The sequence below is a fragment of the Maricaulis sp. genome (assembly GCF_030149425.1).
Lineage (GTDB): Bacteria > Pseudomonadota > Alphaproteobacteria > Caulobacterales > Maricaulaceae > Maricaulis.
In genome coordinates, this window is sequence record NZ_JASBRQ010000027.1 from 1 (window position 1) to 20,040 (window position 20,040).

Annotated in this window: 14 protein-coding genes and 1 pseudogene; 8 read left to right on the plus strand and 7 right to left on the minus strand. The window is 62.1% G+C overall.

The window, feature by feature from the left end; translation table 11 throughout:
* A pseudogene (locus tag Q1V57_RS04365) lies at positions 1 to 218 on the minus strand (4-hydroxyphenylpyruvate dioxygenase); the annotation flags it as partial.
* Positions 219 to 351: 133 nt separating this feature from the next.
* Between Q1V57_RS04365 and Q1V57_RS04370 the strand changes: the two are divergent.
* From Q1V57_RS04370 to Q1V57_RS04380, 3 genes are all read left to right on the plus strand, one after another.
* Positions 352 to 816 carry a MarR family winged helix-turn-helix transcriptional regulator gene (locus tag Q1V57_RS04370; protein WP_300527929.1) on the plus strand — a complete coding sequence of 155 codons (465 nt, stop codon included), beginning with the start codon at positions 352 to 354 and terminating at the stop codon, positions 814 to 816.
* 102 nt (positions 817 to 918) lie between these two features.
* Positions 919 to 2,745 carry a translational GTPase TypA gene (gene typA / locus Q1V57_RS04375; protein WP_300527931.1) on the plus strand — a complete coding sequence of 609 codons (1,827 nt, stop codon included), beginning with the start codon at positions 919 to 921 and terminating at the stop codon, positions 2,743 to 2,745.
* An 84-nt stretch (positions 2,746 to 2,829) separates the two neighbouring features.
* Complete coding sequence (locus tag Q1V57_RS04380) at positions 2,830 to 4,020, plus strand: DUF418 domain-containing protein (RefSeq protein WP_300527933.1); 1,191 nt, start codon at positions 2,830 to 2,832, stop codon at positions 4,018 to 4,020.
* Here Q1V57_RS04380 and Q1V57_RS04385 read toward each other — a convergent pair.
* Positions 4,017 to 4,658: a zinc-ribbon domain-containing protein gene (locus tag Q1V57_RS04385; protein ID WP_300527935.1), complete on the minus strand. Its 642-nt coding sequence runs from the start codon at positions 4,656 to 4,658 to the stop codon at positions 4,017 to 4,019. The genes Q1V57_RS04380 and Q1V57_RS04385 overlap by 4 nt on opposite strands.
* Positions 4,659 to 4,842: 184 nt before the next feature.
* Complete coding sequence (locus Q1V57_RS04390; protein WP_300527937.1) at positions 4,843 to 7,572, minus strand: pitrilysin family protein; 2,730 nt, start codon at positions 7,570 to 7,572, stop codon at positions 4,843 to 4,845.
* A 294-nt stretch (positions 7,573 to 7,866) separates the two neighbouring features.
* On the opposite strand from Q1V57_RS04390, the gene Q1V57_RS04395 reads away from it, so the two are divergent.
* Positions 7,867 to 8,646, plus strand: coding sequence for an SDR family oxidoreductase (locus Q1V57_RS04395; protein ID WP_300527939.1), 780 nt, complete (start codon positions 7,867 to 7,869; stop codon positions 8,644 to 8,646).
* 104 nt (positions 8,647 to 8,750) lie between these two features.
* Here Q1V57_RS04395 and Q1V57_RS04400 read toward each other — a convergent pair whose 3' ends face one another.
* The 3 genes from Q1V57_RS04400 to Q1V57_RS04410 form a co-directional block, all read right to left on the minus strand.
* A complete protein-coding gene (locus Q1V57_RS04400; protein WP_300527941.1) occupies positions 8,751 to 9,767 on the minus strand; it encodes a helix-turn-helix transcriptional regulator in 1,017 nt (338 codons plus the stop codon).
* A gap of 12 nt (positions 9,768 to 9,779) precedes the next feature.
* Positions 9,780 to 10,097, minus strand: coding sequence for a hypothetical protein (locus Q1V57_RS04405; protein WP_300527943.1), 318 nt, complete (start codon positions 10,095 to 10,097; stop codon positions 9,780 to 9,782).
* A 105-nt stretch (positions 10,098 to 10,202) separates the two neighbouring features.
* Entirely contained in the window at positions 10,203 to 10,862 is a 660-nt protein-coding gene (locus Q1V57_RS04410) for a hypothetical protein (RefSeq protein WP_300527945.1), read from the minus strand.
* A 223-nt stretch (positions 10,863 to 11,085) separates the two neighbouring features.
* Between Q1V57_RS04410 and Q1V57_RS04415 the strand changes: the two genes are divergently transcribed.
* From Q1V57_RS04415 to Q1V57_RS04425, 3 genes are read left to right on the plus strand one after another with little or no spacing between them, the layout of a single operon-like run.
* Positions 11,086 to 12,576 carry an efflux RND transporter periplasmic adaptor subunit gene (locus tag Q1V57_RS04415; protein WP_300527947.1) on the plus strand — a complete coding sequence of 497 codons (1,491 nt, stop codon included), beginning with the start codon at positions 11,086 to 11,088 and terminating at the stop codon, positions 12,574 to 12,576.
* Positions 12,573 to 13,253 carry an ABC transporter ATP-binding protein gene (locus tag Q1V57_RS04420; protein WP_300527949.1) on the plus strand — a complete coding sequence of 227 codons (681 nt, stop codon included), beginning with the start codon at positions 12,573 to 12,575 and terminating at the stop codon, positions 13,251 to 13,253. Before Q1V57_RS04415 ends, Q1V57_RS04420 begins: the two co-directional genes overlap by 4 nt.
* Positions 13,250 to 14,485, plus strand: coding sequence for an ABC transporter permease (locus tag Q1V57_RS04425; protein WP_300527952.1), 1,236 nt, complete (start codon positions 13,250 to 13,252; stop codon positions 14,483 to 14,485). The genes Q1V57_RS04420 and Q1V57_RS04425 overlap by 4 nt, the downstream gene beginning before the upstream one ends.
* Before the next feature lie 13 nt (positions 14,486 to 14,498).
* Here Q1V57_RS04425 and Q1V57_RS04430 read toward each other — a convergent pair whose 3' ends face one another.
* Positions 14,499 to 17,927: a PAS domain-containing protein gene (locus tag Q1V57_RS04430; RefSeq protein ID WP_300527954.1), complete on the minus strand. Its 3,429-nt coding sequence runs from the start codon at positions 17,925 to 17,927 to the stop codon at positions 14,499 to 14,501.
* A 189-nt stretch (positions 17,928 to 18,116) separates the two neighbouring features.
* Here Q1V57_RS04430 and Q1V57_RS04435 point away from each other — a divergent pair, with 189 nt between their 5' ends.
* Complete coding sequence (locus Q1V57_RS04435) at positions 18,117 to 19,979, plus strand: ABC transporter ATP-binding protein (protein ID WP_300527956.1); 1,863 nt, start codon at positions 18,117 to 18,119, stop codon at positions 19,977 to 19,979.
* Positions 19,980 to 20,040: the final 61 nt, after the last annotated feature.

A 20,040-nucleotide genomic window follows, 5' to 3' on the forward strand; every position in this document is an offset into this window, starting at 1 on the left:
TCTTTGGCGAAGAAGTAAGCCTGGGTTTCCGGCTCGTAATTGATCAGGAAGTTGATGCCGCCCTGGCGCCACAGCTCGACATCCTTGGAGCGGTGGTTGGCGATGTGGGTGAAGCCCATGGCTTCGAAAATCGGCTCGATAGTGCCGCGCTCCAGCGCTGCAAATTCGACGAATTCGAAACCGCAAAGTCCAATCGGGTTCTCGAACAGATCGGCCATGCCAAACCTCTTTCAGCTCAATGTGAATACGTGCCGCACGCACGTGGAAACCGGGCGCACGGGCCCTCATTGCCGGCGAAAATAGTCAATCGTTGTTATTGCGTCAAGTTGCAAAAACAACTAAATTGCCGGAATGGACACGCTCGACACCGCTACCCCACCCGTTCTCAAGCTGGACGAATACTGGCCCTACCAGATGGTCGTGCTGGCCGATCGCATTTCGCGCTCGACCGCCGCCGTGGTGAAGGAACGGGCCGATCTGAACCTGTCGCAATGGCGGGTCTTGGCGGCGATCGCGGAACAGCCGGGGCGCACGGCAGTCGACGTGGTCAAGGTGACGCCGATGGACAAGGGTATTGTCAGCCGCGGCACCAAGGCCCTGCTCGATGCAGGCCTGGTCCGCCGTGAAGCCTCACAGGCCGACGGCCGGGTCAGCCATCTCTACCTCACCGGCAAGGGCGAGGGGCTTTATGGTGAGGTCCTGCCGCATGTCGAAGCCGTCGCCGGCCAGGCGCAGGCCACGCTGGGGGCAGAAGAACGCACCGCCTTGCTGGCAACGCTGCAGCGGCTGAAAGCGGACTGGCCGGAGCCGCAATAAGCCTCACCCCTTTTCAATAAATGATGCGCTGCGGAATAACCGCTGGCCAGCCGCGCCCGGTCAGCGTATGAGGGCGCGCCTTTTACTTGCAGGATTACCGCCATGAGCGCCTCTCTATCCAAGCTGCGCAATATCGCCATTGTTGCCCACGTCGACCACGGCAAGACCACGCTGGTTGACCAGCTGCTGCAGCAGTCCGGTACATTGGGCGAACGCGCCAATGTGTCCGAGCGCATGATGGACTCCAATGATCTGGAGAAAGAGCGCGGGATTACCATCCTGGCCAAGAATACCGCCGTGACCTGGAATGACTGGGCGATCAATATCGTCGACACGCCCGGCCACGCCGACTTCGGGGGTGAGGTCGAGCGCGTTCTCTCCATGGTTGATGGCGTGCTTCTGCTGGTCGATGCGGTCGATGGCCCGATGCCGCAGACTTCCTTTGTGACCAAGAAGGCGCTGGCGCGCGGTCTCAAGCCGATTGTCGTCGTCAACAAGGCGGATCGCCCCTCCGCACGTCCCGACTGGGTCGTCGATCAGACCTTCGATCTGTTCGACCGTCTCGGTGCCAATGAAGAACAGCTCGATTTCCCGGTCGTCTACGCCTCCGCCCTGCAGGGCTGGGCCGCGAGTGAGGCCGGTGAGATCGGAACCGACATGACGCCGCTGTTCGAGATGATCACGGCGCATACACCCGAGCCCGATGTTGATCGCGACGGGCCGCTGCAGCTGCAGGTCTCGGCGCTGGATTATTCCTCCTTCACCGGTGTCATCGGTATCGGCCGTGTTGCCCGCGGCAAGGTCACCAAGAATATGCCGGTCACCGTCGTCAAGGCGGACGGCCGCGAAGCCAAGGGCCGCGTATTGCAGATTTTCGGCTTCCATGGTCTCGAGCGCGTGGAGCGCGACAGCGCACAGGCCGGCGATATCATCACCTTTACCGGGATTGATGATCTCAAGATCTCCGACACGCTGTGTGATCCCGATCATGTCGAGGCGCTGCCGCCGCTCTCCGTCGACGAGCCGACCCTGTCCATGACCTTCCAGGTCAATGACAGCCCGTTCGCCGGCCGCGAAGGCAAATACGTCACCTCGCGCAATATCAAGGAACGGCTCGAGCGCGAGCTGATCCACAATGTGGCGCTCAAGGTCGAGCAGCAGGACGATCCGGACAAATTCACCGTCTCCGGTCGCGGCGAGCTGCACCTGTCCATCCTGATCGAGACCATGCGCCGCGAGGGCTATGAACTGGCGGTCGGCCGTCCGCGCGTCGTGCTCAAGGAAGTCGATGGTGTTGTCTGTGAGCCCTATGAGAGCCTGACCATCGACCTGGAAGAAGAAGACCAGGGCGGTGTCATGGAAAAGCTGGGCCAGCGCAAGGCCGAGCTGAAAAACATGGTGCCGGACGGTCATGGCCGGGTGCGTATCGACTATGTCATTCCGACGCGCGGCCTGATCGGCTTCCGCTCCGAATTCCTCACCCTGACCTCGGGCACCGGCCTGATGTTCCACACGTTTGACCACTACGCCCCGAAAACCGAGGGCGTGATCGGCCAGCGCCATAACGGCGCCATGGTGTCGATGGTCGACGGCAAGGTGCTCGGCTTTGCCCTGTTCAACCTGCAGGAACGCGGCAAGCTCTTCCTCGGCCATGGTGTCGATATCTATGAGGGCATGCTGATCGGCGTGAATGCGCGTGAAGAGGACATGATCGTCAACCCGACCAAGGGCAAGAAGCTGACGAATATGCGCGCTTCGGGAACCGACGAAAACATCGTCCTGACCCCGCCGATCAAGGTGACGCTGGAATTCGCGCTCGAGTTCATCGATGACGACGAGCTGGTCGAAGTGACACCCGAGAGCATCCGTATCCGCAAGATTTTCCTGAAGGAACACGAGCGGAAAAAGGAAAAGCGCGCAGCGGGTTAAACAAATCCCGTACGTTTTTTAACGTGATTGCCGGCGCAGACCTGCTATCCACAGCGTTATATTGTAACGTTTGTGGGGTGGCCGGTGCAGCCAAGTCGTATCGACAGTCTGGACTATCTGCGCGGCGTGGCGATTTTTGGCATGCTGATCGCCAATGTGCCCTGGCATGCCGGGTCATCCATGTCGCGCATCCACGAGGTGGACGCCGCCAGCGTGAGCGCCTGGTTGCTGCAGTACGCAGTGATCGACCAGCGCTTCATGCCGATCTTCGCCATGCTGTTCGGGGCCGGGCTCTTGCTGCTGGCGGAGGGGCGTAGCGGAGCCCCGGGCTTCAAACGCTATTTCGTGCGGCGCATGGGGATCCTGTTTTTGATCGGGCTGGCGCATGCCTATCTGATCTGGCCCGGCGATATTCTGCTGACCTATGCGATCTGCGGGCCGATCCTTCTGCTCTTCCTGCGAGCCGGCCCCGTGTCCCTGATCCTCGCCGGTATCGCGTTCAAGGTGATCCACATCGTCTTCCTGCAATGGCCGGCCCTCTATCAGGCCCTGATCGGGGACTGGCTGTTCAATAGCTGGCTGGTTATCGGTGAGGCGCCCATGAGCGAGATCGAGGCCTATGCAGGCAGCTATGGCGATCTGTTTGCCTATAACGCCTGGCGCAATGTCTTCATCCAGTGGACGGCGATGCCGTTTTACCGGATCTGGAACGCGCTGAGTTTCATGTTGACCGGGATGGCCTTCTTCCGTCTGGGACTGCTGCAGGCAAATGGCGCGTTGCAAACCTACAGACGCATGCTCTGGGGTGGCTTGGCGCTAGGGCTGCCGGCCCTGGGTTATGGTTTGCTGGCCCGGATCGGTGCCAGCGAGACTGTCGGGCCCTATCTGGGTTGGACAGTCGCATGGCCCTACCAGACCGCCGCCCATCTATCTGGCACGGCGTTGACGGCCCTCTCGGTTCTGGCCGGGCTGATCCTCTGGTTCAAATCCAACCCTAACGCCGTCTGGCTCGCACCGTTCCAGGCCGTTGGTCGCCTTGCACTGACCAATTACGTGATGCACTCGGTCATCTTCCTGGTGATATTCTGGGGCTTCAAATGGGTGGCTTACGATAGTCTCGACCCGGACGAACGACTGCTCTGGGCGGTGGCAATCTTCACCTTCCAAGTCGGTTTCAGCATGCTCTGGCTCAGCTGGGCCGGTCAGGGGCCTCTTGAGCGTTTATGGCGGAAACTGGCGGGAGCCGGGCCAGCGCGTTCGCTACAAGAGGCCTAGGCCGGCGACCGTTCCTTGAGCTCTGCCACGATCCCCTTCACATGCATGGGGCTCAGGCCGATCCATTCGCCGCAGCGGCGGATGGATTCGATCTGGTCTTCATTGGGGGTGTGATCGCCGGCCAGCGCGACCTCGACCAGGTTGAGCAGAACGGTTTCGCGACCGCTATCTGAGAGCTCGTCCTTCAGACCCTTGATCAGGCCGGAGATATCGCTGGGCTGGCGCTCCTCATCCTCGAAGGCGGCGTCGATGGCGGTGCGGTCGAGGGCCTGGTCGCCGGAGCGGGCGGTTTTCATCAGTTCGACAATGAGGGTCCGTGCCGCATCGCTTTCGCTCTGCCCGCCCATCAGGGCCAGCGAGACCATGGATTTCAGACACGCCTCCTCGAAGACGGCCATGAAGCGCTGTTCCACCTCCGGGTCAAAACCCAGGACTTCCGGTTCAAAGCGGGTCTTGCACGTCCGGCATTCGATATAGGGCTGGTATTCCTGCATCGGGATCAGGGGGATGTAATAAAGATGCCCCCATTCCTTGTCGCGGCGCTCGCGATAAGGCTGGTGCGACTGGCATTGCGGGCAATGAAATTCGCCCGCAGACAGGATTTTGCGCGTCACCCGCGTGCCAAAGAATATGAGCATGCCCAAGCGCCCCCCGACGCCATGCCTGGCCCCCAAGGCCTTCGCTCAGGTTAAAGGCTTGCCGGGATAAATCCAGATTTTGAATGCGGGTATTCGCAGGCCGCGCGGCCTGGCGGAGCAATGAAAACAGGCGCCGGAATGGTCTCCGGCGCCTGTCCTCAGGCTCTTGATCGAGCGGGCTGGCTTACTGGCCGAGGCTGCGAACCTCAACCTCGCCCAGGCCCAGCTCGCGAATGCCGTCGGCGATCAGGGCGGCATCGCCAATGATCAGCCAGACCAGCTGATCGGGCTGGACGACGTCCTGCGCGGCGGCATGGATCGTCTCCAGCTCGAGGCTGCGATAGCGCTCGGTCAGCGTGGCCGGATAGGACCAGTCACGGCCGTAATTATAGCTCGTCACCAGGCTGGACAGGACCGAGGAGGCGGTCTCGTACTGGCCCGGCAGGGAGCGGGTATTGTTGTTGATCGAGCGCTCGAGCTCTTCCGGCGTGGCCGGATTGGTCGAGGTGAACTCGTTGAACTCCCGCATCAGCTCGGACAGGCTGTCCGTGGTGCGGTCGGTCTGAACCGGGGCATAGACCAGCCACGGGCGTTGACCCCGGGCACCCCAGAGCAGGGTCTGGGCGCCATAGGACCAGCCCTTGTCCTCACGCAGGTTCATGGTCCCGCGAGCGGAGAAGGAGCCGCCAATGGCGTCATTCATGGCGCCATAGACTTCCGGGTTCTCGACCGAGCCGGACGGACCGATGAGGCCGGCCAGGATCAGCGATTGCGGCGAGTTCGGGCGATCCACGATGATGACGCGGCCTTCACCGTTTTGCGCTTCCGCCAGGTTTTTCTCCGGCAGCGGCGTGTTCGGCGCGTCCCAGCGGCGGAAGGCGCGTTCCACGACGGAGGTGATTTCCTCCAGCGTCGTATCGCCGACCACGAACAGGGTCGCATTGTCCGGACGCAGCCAAGCCGCCTGGTGCGCCAGCAGGTCGTCACGGCTGAAGCCGCTCACCGTTTCCGGATTGCCCGAGCCGGTGAAGGGTACGGAATAGGCATGACCCTCGCCGAACATTTCCGGCGGCAGCATGCGCAGGGCGATGGCGATCGGGTTGGCCATTTCCTGCTGGATGCCGCTCAGCGTCATCGAACGCACGCGCTCGATATCGTCATTGGCAAAGCGCGGATCGGTGATCACCGTGGCCATCAGCTCGACCGACTGGCGCAGATTGGAGCGCAGGGCGGAGAGCGAGACGGTGGAGGTGTCCAGACCGGCACCGGTGGAGAGCTGAGCGCCGAGGCGTTCCGCTTCGGCCGCGATTTCCAGCGCGTCCATGCGGCCGGCGCCTTCATCCATCATATTCATGGTGAAGTCGGCGAGGCCGAGCTGGCCGCCCGCAGCGCTGTCCGCGGCATAGCCCGCATCGAACACCATCTGCATTTCGACCACCGGAACAGCGTCACGGCGGACGAAGACAATGTCGACGCCGTTGGAAAGCTCTGCCGTCTGCACCTCCGGCCAGACCAGTTCCGGCGTCGAGGCGACCACCGGCAGGGCTGAACGGTCGGCATCGGTTTCCACGCTTTCAAAATCGCCGAAAGGCAGAACGTGGATTTCGTGCGAACCGGTATTGAGCCACTCGCTCGCCGTTGCCGTTACGGCCGCCGGCGTGGCCGAGTTGAGGCGCTCGAGATAGGTGCGCCAGAAACCGGGATCACTGGCATAGAGCTCGCCCTGGGCCAAGGTCACGGCCTTGCCGCCGAAACCGCCGATTTGCTCCAGGCCGCGGACCACGCCCGCATTGGTGCGGGTGACAACGGCTTCCAGCTCGTCCTCGGTCACGCCCTCTTCCAGCATCTCGGCGATGATCTCGTCGAGACGGGCCGACGCCGCAGCGACATCCTCGCCCGGATTGAGCGTGATGATGACGTTGAACATGGAGGCCAGCTGGTGTTCCTGCACCCAGGCACTGGCACCGGTTGCGACCTGGCGATCGAAGACGAAGTCTTCATACAGGCGCGAGGTGCGGCCACCGCCGAGCGCGGTGGCGAAGAGTTCCAGCTCGGCGCGTTCCGCAGTGGTGCGGCCCGGGACTACCCAGGTGCGGTAGATGCGCGCCTGCGGTACGTCATCATAGAGCACTTCGGTGGTGTCATAGCGGCGCTCCGGCACCCATTCATTGATGCGATTGAGCGGCGGGCCGACCGGGGCATCGCCGAAATAGCGCTGCACCAGCGGGCGGGCCTCTTCCGCGTCGATATCACCGGCGAGGACGAGTACGGCATTGGTGGCGCCGTAATACTGGCGGAACCAGGAATAGACATCATCCAGCGAGGCCGCTTCCAGATCTTCCATCGAGCCGATGGTGGAGTGGGCGTAGGGGTGACCTTCCGGGAAGAGGGCGCGAAGCTGGGAGTATTCCACCATGCCATAGGGCTGGTTATCGCCTTGGCGCTTCTCGTTTTGGACCACGCCGCGCTGTTCATCCAGGCGGTCCTGGTCGACCGCGCCGAGGAGGTTGGTCATGCGATCCGATTCCATCCACAGCGCCATTTCCAGGGCCGGGGTCGGCACGGTCTGGAAGTAGTTGGTGCGGTCGAACCAGGTCGTGCCGTTCATGCCGGTCGCGCCGACCTGCTCGAAAGGCCCGAAGTAATCATCGTTGTAATTCTCCGACCCATTGAACATCAAATGCTCAAACAGGTGGGCGAATCCGGTTTTGCCCTGCGGTTCGTCGGCTGAGCCGACGCCATACCACATGCTCACCGCCACGATCGGCGCCTTGCGGTCTTCGTGCACGATCACGGTCAGGCCGTTTTCGAGCTCGAAGCGTTCATAGGGGATTTCAACGTCTGGCACCTGGGCGGCTGCAAGGCCGGTCCAGGTGAGGGCGGCGGCAATCGCCGTCGCAAACATGCGGTGCATCACTTGATCCACTCCTCCTCAGGTTCGGGCTGCAAAATGCGACGTGGTGGCTGTGGAGTGAAACTAAATTTGTCGTAATGGCGCTGTGGGATTGCCGGGTGCACACCAGACGGTAGCCGAAATCGCACTGATCGCGCGCCAGAAGCGCACCGTAACGGGACTCCCAGAGGCCCGATTTGACGTCGGTTTCCAACCGTTCGGACACAAGGGTAGCCAGCCAGAAAGCCTCGACACCCCCGCACCCCCGCGCTACCCCTTCCTGCAACAACACCACAAATGGGGAGGTTCGATAAAATGGACGGTTTGTTTTCTCTGCAAGGCCGCACGGCTTTGATCACTGGCGGGTCCCGCGGCATCGGCGAGATGATCGCCGAGGGTTATCTCAGGGCCGGTGCCAAGGTCTATATCACGGCCCGCAAGGCGGCCGACTGCATGGCGACGGCAGAGCGCCTGTCGGAGTTCGGCACTTGCGTTGCCCTGCCCGGCGACGCCTCCGGCGCCGACGGGGCCCAGTCGCTTGCCAAGCAATATCTGGAACATGAGAGCACGCTGGATATCCTGGTCAATAATGCCGGTGCGGCCTGGGGGGCGCCGTTTGAGGAGTTCCCGGAAAGCGGCTGGGACAAGGTCATGGACCTCAATGTCAAAACGCCCTTCTTCCTGACCCAGGCGCTGTATCCGGCGCTCAAGGCCAATGCTTCGGCGGAGAGCCCGTCCAAGGTGATCAATATCGCCTCCATTGACGGCCTGTCGGTCAATATGATGCAGACCTATTCCTACGCCGCCTCGAAGTCCGGAATCATCCATCTGACCAAGCGCCTGGCGCTTGAGCTGGCCAAGGACAATGTCATTGTCTCCGCGATCGCGCCGGGGGCTTTCGCCTCGCAAATGAACAAGGTTGCGCGCGACCATGAGGACATGGTCTCCCAGGCCGTGCCTTCGGGCCGGATCGGCCAGCCGGCGGATATGGCCGGGGCGGCTATTTTCCTGGCCTCGCGGGCCGGGGATTATGTGGTCGGATCCACGCTCACGGTCGATGGCGGCGTCACCCATGCCCGCGGAAGCGGCTTCTAGCGGCCTTTCAACATCCGATCCGTCCTGGAACCGGGACGTGTTTTCTACGGCGAAGGCGACAGCGTCTTCGCCGGAGAAGGCGGGTGTCGCCCGGGGGTGGAGCGCTAGCCGCGCTTGACCTCACTCGGCGTTCTTCCGGTTTCTTCACGGTAAATCCGGTTAAAGGCCGATTTCGAATTGAAGCCGACCTCGTAGGCGAGCTCGATGACGGTGCGGCGCTTGTGCGCTGGGTCGGCCATCAGGGCGTTGATGGCATCGAGGCGCATCAGATTGATATAGCGGGAAAAGCTCGATCCGGACCCGGTGTTGATACTGCGCGAGACCTCGCGGGCGCTGAGCCGGGTTTCGCGGGCCAGGTCAGCCAGGGTGAGGCGCGGCTCGCGCCAGAGTTCGCGTTCGCGGACCAGCGCATCAATGGTGCCGAAGCGGGCGATCGCCTCCGTGTCATCGCGATCGGCTTCGGTCGCGGTGTCCTTGGTCGGCACCGCCCCCTGCAGCTTGTCGTGGCGCCAGGCGAATACGCCCATAGCGGTCAGCAGGGCGGTAACGGCAATCAAGACCGCAGACAGGGCGAGATCGTCGGAAACCCAGCCAACGGGGCCAAGCACCAGCTCGCGGAGTATATCCAAGGCCGCCAGCGCAGCGAAGCCGGCGACAGAATATCCGACCCAGCCAAGATCAATATTCTTGTCGTCCGCCCGGTATTGTGCGGCAGCGATCCGGTGGCGAAACAGTATCCGGACGGCGAGGCTGATATAAATGACCAGGCTGGGCAGCCCGAAAATCTGTGAAATGGGCGGGTCTGGGCGCCACAGGGCGATGATGATGGCCGGCAAAGCGTGTAGCAGATCCATCGGGGCGGGCGGCCGGTCTTCAAATGCAAGGGTGCGGACAAACAGGTAAAATAGCGGACCGTACAACAGCCCGAAGGCACTGGTGACATCGAGCGCTGCGGGCAGGGCGCCGGTCGTGGCGGCCAGATTGGCCAGCATGTGGGTGCCAAACACCGCTGCCAATCCGCCCAGGGGACGCAGGCGCGGCTTCAGGGCCATCATCACCGCCAGGACGGCTGTGTGATATGCGGTCAGAATGAAGACCAATGTCAAAATGGTCAGCGTCATGCGGTGTCTATATCAGCCTGCGGTGGCGGCCTGAGCGGCATAGACGATATTGAGGATGATGGCGATATTGAAGCCGAGTCCAAGCGTCGTGGTGAAAGCACCGATCGCGGCGACGCCAGCCAGCAGCAATGCGCGCAGCGGGATCATCATCAATGCGCGACCGCGTCCGCCCAGCGCCTTATTGGGGCGTGTGACCTGTTCCACCAGATCGCGGAAGCCGCCTCGCCAAAGCAAGGTGGTCAGCAAGATCCACAGGGCTCCACCGAAAATCGGCGCGAACTCCATCAGCGTCCCCATCCCGGGTACGTCGAGCAGGTCTTCGATCTCCACGGAAACAGCCTTTCCTCATCCCCCGGCTCCTCCTTACAGCTTGGCGCAAGAGCTGGCTACGGGATTCCCGCTGCAGAAGAATGGACGCTGGGAGCTGTGGCGCGTTTACCGCGCGTCCGGGAAAAGCTCGTTGCGCTGGCGTGTGATGTCCTCGGCGCGGGCGGTGTCACCGGCCTGTTCATAGATGAGGGCAAGCAGGCGGTAGTCGGTGGCGCTGCGTTCGTCTTCTGCGGTCGCCGCCCAGAATGCATCGGCGGTTTCGCTCGCCTTCTCCCAGTCTTCTGCGCCCGCATAGGTTTGGGTCAGACCAATCAGGAAACGCCCTTCCCCGGTGCGCGGATGGCCGGATTCCAGGATCTGCTCATAGGCCGCGATAGAGGTAGCGTATCGTCCCCCGAGATAGTGTAGCTGGGCGATATTCCGGCGGCGCTCAAAGACTTCATCCTCGGTCAGGGCACCGGTATCGATCGCCGCCTGAAAATCTGCCGCCGCCTCGAACAGGAGGTCGAGCGCATAGTAAGACCGGCCACGCGATTGCAGCAGGGTCGCGCGTTCATAGGAACTCAGTTCCATGTCGCCGGTGTGGAGCATGGTGTTGATGTACTGCGTCGCCGCCACATATTGCCGCTTGTCTTCGTATTCGAACACGGCCTGGACGTGATGCATGAACTGATCGCTCATGGTGCGATGATCATCCGCCTGGGCCGGCAGGGTGACGAAAAGCAGCGCAGCTGCGGCGGCGGCGGACTGTAGGATACGCTTCACTGAATTCCCCAAAAACATTGTTGCGCGCGGAGCAGGCGCGAGGTCGTGACACTATTACAACGAGTTAGCTTGATATGCGCAAGCGGTTCAACCAGTTTGCCCTTTCGTACGTATAAGGTCCGGGTTAAGCAGCCGGGCGTGCTGCAGACGCGGCGACGGATAACCGGGGGCTGTGCCGTTTCAGGCGCGGGCGGCCAGGGGACGCCGCAAAAGCGAGGGTAGGATGAAACGTATTATCAGGCTGGTGCTGGCCGGCGTTATTATTGCGGCGGCTGCCGGGGGCTATTGGTTCTATGGTCGGGGCGGGGCTGTCGCATCGGGTGATTTCACCATTGAAACCGTGGCCGCGGAAACCGGTTCGGTACGCCGGATCGTAGCGGCGTCCGGGGCGGTGCGGGCCCTGGTCACGGTCGAGGTCGGCTCTCAGCTGTCCGGTCAATTGTCCGAGCTCTCCGTCGATTTCAATGACACGGTTGAAGCCGGACAGGTGATCGCCCAGATCGATCCGCAAACCTTCGAAACGCGGGTTCGTGAGGCCGAGGCCTCCCGCGCCACTGCGGCGGCCAATGTGCAGCTCCAGCGCGCCAGCCTGCAGCGGGTCGAGGCGAATTTCCGGACTGCCGAGCTGGACTTCCAGCGCATCGAGACCCTCAACGCTCGCGGTAATGCGTCCGACGCGGCGCTCGATACCGCCCGGGCCTCGTTCGAGGCATCCCAGGCTGAACTCAATGTTGCGCGGGCCCAGATTGCAAACGCCCAGGCTGTTCTGCAGCAACGCGAGGCGACGCTTGCGGGGGCCCGGATCGACCTGGAGCGCACGACGATCCGCTCGCCGATCAATGGTATCGTTGTCGACCGGGCCGTTGATCAGGGGCAAACGGTTGCCGCCAGCTTGTCGGCACCGACCCTGTTCACGATCGCCCAGGATCTTTCACTGGTGCAGATCGACGCCCAGGTCGACGAAGCGGATATCGGCCAGATCCGCGAAGGTCAGGCTGTGAGCTTCACGGTCGATGCCTATCCGGGCACGCAGTTGCAGGGCGAGGTGGAGCAAATCCGCCTGGCCCCGACCACGTTGCAGAATGTTGTCACCTATACGGTGGTGATTTCCGCGGCCAATCCCGGCCAGCGCCTCCTCCCCGGCATGACGGCCAATATGGATATTGTTACCGGTGAAGCCACTGATGTGCTGACGGTTCGCAATGGCGCGCTCCGCTTCCGGCCGGCCCCGGGCCTGGCCGACCGGACCCAGCCGCTTGCCGAGGCGGGCCAGGGTGGCGGACGCCCCGCAGGTGGTCGCCCGGGCGGCGGCGGCGGTGGTGGCCGTGGCGGTCCGATGGGGCAGTTGACCGAACAGCTTGATCTGACCGCAGATCAGCAGGAGCGCGTCCGGGGGGCCTTCCGCGCTGCCTTTGGCCGCGCCCAGGCGGCGGCACAGGCCGGGGGCGGCTTTGACCGTGAAGCCATCCAGCAGGAGGTTGATCGCGAGATGACCTCCATTCTCACTCCGGAACAGATGATCCGTTATCGCGAGATCCAGCGTGAAGCCCGTGAAACCCGCCCCGGCTCGGTCTGGGTAGAAACGGCGGAGGGTATACTGGAGGAGCGGCGTGTGCGTCTGGGCATTTCCGACAGCCAGAATACCGTTGTCGTTGGCGGCAATCTTGAGGTCGGTGATGCGGTGGTCGTCCGGGCTCGTGAGGTTCGCGAATGAGCGCCCTGATCGAATGTCGCAATCTGTTCAAGACCTATCAGATGGGCGACACGAAAATCCGAGCTCTCGACGGCGTATCACTGGAAATCGATGCCGGTGAATATGTTGCTGTCATGGGGGCATCCGGTTCCGGCAAGTCGACCTTCATGAACCTTTTGGGTGCGCTTGATCGCCCAACTGCGGGGTATCTGCGCGTCGACGGCTCGGCCCTGGACCAGCTCACCCCGGAACAGGAGGCTGATTTCCGCGGTCGCTCAATCGGCTTCGTGTTTCAGCAATTCAATCTCCTTCCGCGGACCTCTGCCGTCGAGAATGTGGCCTTGCCGCTGGTTTATGCCGGTGTGCCGGCCGCTGAGCGCCGTAAGCGTGCCATGACGCGGCTTGAGCAGATGGGGTTGGCCGAGCGCTATGATCACCACCCGTCCCAGCTGTCCGGCGGTCAGCAGCAGCGTGTCGCCATTGCCCGCGCCCTGGTCAATGACCCGCAAATCCTGCTCGCCGACGAACCGACCGGCGCGCTCGACAGTAAGACGTCGGAGGACATCATGGCCTTGTTCGACAGTCTCAATCGTGAGGGCATTACCGTCATCCTGGTGACGCACGAACAGGAAGTTGCCGATCACGCCAAGCGCCAGCTCGTCTTCCGCGATGGCAAGGTCGTGGAGGATCGCTCATGAGCCTGCTTGCCTCTATCCGTATCGCCCTGATTGCCCTGCGTGTTAATGCCTTGCGCAGTGCGCTGGCGATGCTCGGCGTAATTATCGGGGTCGCCTCGGTCATTGTGCTTGTGTCGATCTCAGAGGGTACGAAACGCGCGGTCGAAGACCAGATCGCCAGCTTTGGCGCCAACCTGCTGATCATCCGTCCGGGGTCGAGCATATTCGGTGGCCGCCGCGGTGGTGCGGGCAGCGCCACACCGCTCACCGATGGTGATGTCCTGGCGCTTGCCAATGAAGTGCCCGGCATGGCCGGCGTGTCTGGTGAGGTAAACACCAATGCCACCGCTGTTTTCGGTGGGGTGAACTGGTCGACGCGCATTTCCGGCGTCAACGCCGATTATTTCGACGTCCGGGCCTGGGTCATCGACGAAGGGCGCGCCTTTGCGCCGGCCGAGGAAAGCTCTGGGCGGCGCTTTGTCGTTGTCGGGCAGACCATTGTGCGCGAGCTGTTTGATGGCGCCGACCCGGTCGGTCAGACCGTGCGCATTCAAGGCCAGCCTTTCGAGATCATCGGTACCGTCGAACCCAAGGGCGAAAGCTCCTGGGGGGCAGACCAGGATGATATCATTTTCATGCCGCTGGCCACGGCGCGCCAGCGCCTGGGGGCCGGTCAGCGCCCGCCGACCCGCGACCCGGTTTCTGTGATCTATGCCGATGTCGCGGCCGGTGAGGACGTCGATCGGGTGATCGCCGATATCGAGGATATCCTGCGTGTGCGCCGCGATATTCTCCCCGGCGCTGAGGATGATTTCTCAGTGGGCAACCTGGCCGAGTTCATTCGCGCCCGGAATGAAACGGAAAATCAGCTTGGCCTGCTGCTGGCCGTTGGTGCCGCGATTGTGCTGCTCGTCGGCGGTATCGGGATCATGAATATCATGCTGGTCTCGGTCACCGAGCGTACGCGTGAAATCGGCCTGCGACTGGCCGTCGGGGCACGGCGGCGGGATATCCGCAATCAGTTCCTGATCGAGAGCATTGTGCTGTGCCTGTTCGGTGGTGCGGTCGGGCTGGCAGCCGGTATTGGCGGGACCTTGATCTATGCCGAAATCGGTCAGCTCGAGATTGCAGTCAGCCCGCTGATTGTCGGCGTCGCGATCAGCGCGTCAGTTCTGGTCGGCGTATTCTTTGGTCTTTATCCGGCCCAGCGTGCAGCCCGGCTCAACCCGATCGACGCCTTGCGGCACGAATAGCGCGACGCTCTGGTCAGGCCGCAAACTCGTGATCGCTGGGCTGGGTCTGAGCCGGCAGGGCAATGAAGAAGGTCGAGCCGTGGCCGAGCTCGCTCTCGACCCAGACGCGTCCGCCATGCCGCTCGACGGCCTGGCGGACTATCGCAAGGCCGATGCCGGTCCCTTGGTATTCCTCGCGTGAATGCAAGCGCTGGAAAGGGGCGAAAATCTTGTCGGCGAACTTCGGATCAAGGCCGATACCATTATCCTGGATGGCAATGATGTATTCGCCTTCGCCCGCTGCCGCGCTGACATCGATACGGGGCTGCGTCTCGCCGCGATATTTTACGGCATTGGCGAGGATGTTCTGCAGGCACTGACGTAACAGGACCGGATCTGCGCGCAGCACCGGCAAGTCGCCAATGGTGACGACCGCACCGCTTTCTTCGATGCTGGCGTCGATGCTCTCACGGGCTTCGGCGACGATCGCGTTGAGGTCGGTTTGCTGCAATTGCAGGGGCTGGCTGGCAAGGCGCGAATAGCCCAAAAGGTCGTCGATCAGGGTCTGCATGCGATGAGCCGCATCGACGAGGAAGTCGAGCGCGCGGATGCCCTCCGCATCGATCGTCTCGCCATAGCGGCGCCGGACCAGGCCGGCGAAGGCGCCGATCTTGCGCAGCGGTTCCTGCAGGTCATGCGAGGCCACAGTCGCGAAGCGGTCGAGTTCGCGGTTTGACCGTTCCAGTTGCTCATAGGCGACACGGAGCGGCGTCACATCCGTCATGACGGCGTAGCTGCGCATCGGGTTGCCGGCGTCGTCGCGCTCGAGGAAGGATGACAGCAACACATCAATCGGTCGCCCATCCTGGCGGATAAAGCGATAAGGGATATTGGTGTTACGACCGGTTTCAAACAGTTCGGGCAGTGAAATGTCGCGCGCCCGCTTCTGGGAATCCGTATCGAGAAACTCGACCGATTTCCGTCCGATAACCTGATCGCGCCGATACCCCATGGATGTCAGCCAGTAATCGCTGACTTGAACGATACGTCCATCGGCATCAATGGTGTGCATCATCGCCGGGGTGTCGCGGTAGATGTCTGCAAATCGCTGGCGTTCTTCGGAGACCTGATCAGCGGCGCGCCGGGACGCATCGATATTCCACAATGCGCCGGTAGCCGTCAGCGACCGGCCCTCACTGTCGCGAGCCATGACATTGCCGGTGGAGCGGTACCAGACCCAGTGGCCATTACGATCCCGGATCCTGAATTCCAGGGACTCGCCGGCATTTTCCCCGCGCGACATTGCTTTGTGTGTGGCCTGCAGCCGGTCGGTATCGGCCGGGTGAATGTGCGACATCCAGGTCTCAGCGCTGATCGTCGTTTCGCGGCTGTCAGCAAACGCGTTGCGAACAATTTCTCCGCGCAGCCATACCTCCTGGGCTGCGTAATCGATACGCCAAATGCCCAGGGCGCCGCCATCCATCGCCTCGGACAATTGCTGTTCACGCTGCGCCAGCATGTCGTTGGTTTTCAGCTGTTCGGTGATATCGGTCATGAACCCGGTCGCGATCGCGGGCACGCCGTGTTCATCGCGCTCGCTGATCCGGCCGCGGTTATGGATATAAATCCAGCCATCCTGTGCACTATTGTAGCGCAAGATGAAGTCGACGGTGTCGCTGGAGCCGTCTGCGAGCGCGCCAAGCGCCTTGTCGGTGACGGCCCGGTCCTCCGGGTGCACCCGCTCCGCCCAGTCATCATAGGTGATGCGGGTATCCGCCGGCGGCAGGCCCATCATCACGCTCATGACGGCCGTGACGTCGGCGATACGGGTACGCAGATTCAAACGCCAGGCCCCTTCGCCGGCGCTCTCGAGCGCATCGCGCAGGCGGGCTTCGGATTCTTCGACCCGGCGCTGGAGGATGCGCCGTTCGGTGATGTCCGTGACGATGCCGACTGCGCGAACAGGCTCGCCTTCGCTGTCCCGTTCCACGATCTCGCCGCGCGATGTCAGCCACACCAGTTCGCCATTGCCGCGGCGCATGCCGTAATTGGACTCGTATTGATCACTGGCAGAGCTGCGCAGGGCCACGAGCTCATCGCGCACGCGATCACGATCAGCCGCAGCAACCCGCGAGAGCCAGCTTTCCCAATCCAGCGTCTCGACATCTTCAGGCAGGTCGAGCAATTCCCGGATCTGCCCCATCGTCTTGACTTCGCCGGTGACGAAATTGGCGTCCCAGACACCATGGGATCCCGCTTCGACGGCCTGGCGCAGGCGTTCCTCGCTATCCTCGAGCCGCGATTTGAGGCCCATCTCCTCGGTGATGTCGATCAGCACACCGGAGGCGAGTTTTGTCTGATCCGCGCTCTGTGTGGTTCGGCCGCGCGAACGGATCCAGCGCCAAGTATCGGTCCGCGCGTCCAAGAGCCTGTAGGTGACGTCCAGGGCCTGGCTTTCGCCGGTCTCCAGCTGTCTGAGTGCTTCTTCTACCGCCTTGCGCTCATCCGCGTGCGTTCGGTCGAGCCAGAGTCGCCCGTCGATTTCTGCCGGCTCCGGTGGAACCCCAAGCATTTCCCGGATTTCACCAAGCGGCGTAACTCTGAGGGTCTCTGTATTGACCTCCCAGACGCCGCATGCCCCGGCCGTAATCGCATTGGCGAACTGACGCTCACGCTCCGCCAGCTTGGCCTCCAGTGCCTGGCGTTCGGTAATATCAGCGATGACACCGGTGGCGCGCAAAGGCGCGCCGTCGCGAGTGAACTCCGTGACGCGTCCGCGCCCGTGGAGCCAGCGCCATTCGCCATCATTGCGGCGTCCCCGAAAGCTGACGTCCAACGTGTTGTGAGCGCTGCGGCGCAGCGCGTCGAGCGCCGTTTCGAAGGCCTTGCGATCATCTTCATGGATTGATTGCATCAGGCGGTCGATCGAGATCGTGGCGTCGGCGCTTTCAATGCCCAGGAACTCGTTCATGAAGCCGCGCATGGAGCCCAGGCCGGTCACCAGATTGATCGAAAAGGCGCCTTCATTGGCTGATGCGAGCGCTGCCCGTAGCTGGATGTCGCTGGCTTCGAGCTTGGCCTGGAGGGCCAGCTTCGAGGTTACATCGGTGATAATGCACAGATAGCCGTTGCGGCGACCCTCACTATCAATGATCGGGCAGCCGACCGTCTCCCCGTCAAATACGCGCCCGGACTTGGTTCGGAAGCGTGCCGTGTAGGGGCGCGGACTACCATCCTCGTTGTCGGCGGCATTGAAATGGGTCTGGCCGAGCCGGAGAAAGTCCCGCGGGTCGGCATAGATGATCTTGGTTTGCTCACCCAGAAGCTCATCTTCCCGATAGCCGAACAGGCGTTCGGCAGCCGGATTAAGAGCGGTGATTTCACGATCAAGATTGGCCGCCAGAACGGCTACGCCGGCATGCTCATACAGCGTCGTCAGCATGTCAGCATTGAGCGGGGTCATCGGCGCTGGCCCTACCGTTTCCTGTCATCCGGGCGCGGCATGCGCACCATCCGTAAAAGACTGCCTTAACAGGCTGTGAAATGAAACTCTTACGGTATGACCACTGCAGCGAGTGCGTGGCGGGCTGGAGAATTGGCTGGGTCTGGATACACTGCCCGCAGATTTCGCCTGCTGGCATGGAGTAGTTGAGTGCCGATTTTCGGAAATGCGTCTGCGCCCGATAAGCCCATTCTTGAGGTCGAGGACCTCAATGTGAGTTTCGATACGCCTGATGGAGCCGTGGATGCGGTTCGCGGTGTTTCGCTTCAGATCGGTGCCGGCGAATGCCTGGCGGTGGTCGGCGAGTCCGGGTCGGGCAAGAGCCAGACCTTCCTGGCGGCGATGGGGCTGTTGGCCAGTAATGGCAAGGCGAAAGGCTCTATCCGCTATCGTGGAAACGAAATCCTGGGCCTGTCGACGCGCAAGTTGAATACGGTGCGCGGCCGCAAGATGACGATGATTTTCCAGGATCCGCTCACATCGCTCACCCCGCATCTGCGGGTCGATGAGCAGATGACCGAAGTTCTTGGCATCCACATGAAGCTGAAGGGCAAACAGGCAGAGGCCCGGGCGCTGGAATGGCTCGAACGGGTTCGCATTCCCGAAGCCAAGCGCCGTTTGCGTCAGTATCCGCACGAATTGTCCGGCGGCATGCGCCAGCGGGTGATGATAGCCATGTCGATGCTCTGCGAGCCCGATCTTCTGATCTGCGACGAGCCGACGACCGCTCTGGACGTCACTGTGCAGGCCGAAGTGCTCGACATTATGGATGAGCTGAAACGCGAGACCGGGGCTGCACTTGCCCTGATCACGCACGATATGGGTGTCGTCGCGCGCATGGCGGATCGCGTTCAGGTGATGAAGAATGGGGTTTACGTCGAGACCGGTGAGGCAGAGCGGATTTTTGCTGAGCCGGAACACGCCTATACTCGCATGTTGCTCGATGCCATGCCGCGGATCGACAAGCCCGACCGCGATGGCCATGTGACCCTGGCCCCCGTTCCCGAACCCGATGCCGCCCCCTTGCTCAAGGCCGATGATGTAGCCGTTCATTTCCCGATCAAAGTGTCGGAAGGCCTGGTTCCGAAATTCAAGACCTTGCGTGCGGTCGACGGCATTAGTTTCAACCTCCGCGCCGGTGAAACGCTTGGCGTGGTGGGTGAATCCGGCTGCGGCAAGTCGACCCTGGCGCGCGCCGTGCTGCGCCTCGTCCCGTCGCAGGCCGGTGCTGTGACCTGGCTTGGCCGCGATCTCCTGGGCCTGTCCAAAAAGGATATGCGCAATCAGCGCGAAGGCTTCCAGATCGTGTTCCAGGATCCGCTCGCTTCGCTCGATCCGCGAATGACAATCGGTGCGTCAATTGCTGAGCCGCTGCAGACTTTCCGCAAGTCGATGAAGCGTGCCGAGCGGCAAGACAAGGTGCGCGAGATGATGCAGCGGGTCGGTCTCGACCCGGACATGATCAACCGTTACCCGCACGAGCTTTCTGGCGGTCAGAACCAGCGCGTCGGTATCGCCCGCGCCATGATCCTCAATCCTAAACTGGTGATCTGCGACGAGGCGGTTTCCGCGCTCGACGTGTCGATCCAGGCCCAGATCGTAGAGCTGTTGATGAAGCTGCAGCAGGAGATGGGCCTGGCGATGATGTTCATCTCCCATGACCTGTCAGTGGTGCGGGAAATCTCCCACCGCGTCATGGTGCTCTATCTCGGTCGCGTGGTGGAAATGGCAGACCGCGATCAAATCTACGAAGATGCGCGTCACCCTTATACCAAGGCGCTGATTTCCGCCGTTCCCGTACCGGACCCGCTTGTCGAAAAACACCGGGACCGTATCAAGCTGGACGGTGAATTGCCTTCGCCCATGGATACGAGAGCGCAATTGCGCTTCATGCGGTCCAAGCTGATCGATGATCCTGATGCCGAGCAATATCGCCCGCAGCTCATCGAGGTCACTCCGGGACATTGGGTCGCGGAGCATGATGGTATGGACGCGGATACCGACGCAGCCTGATCTCGTCTCTCCTCAGCTGACAGCGATTTCATTCGACTTGATGTATTGCCGGCTTAGGTTG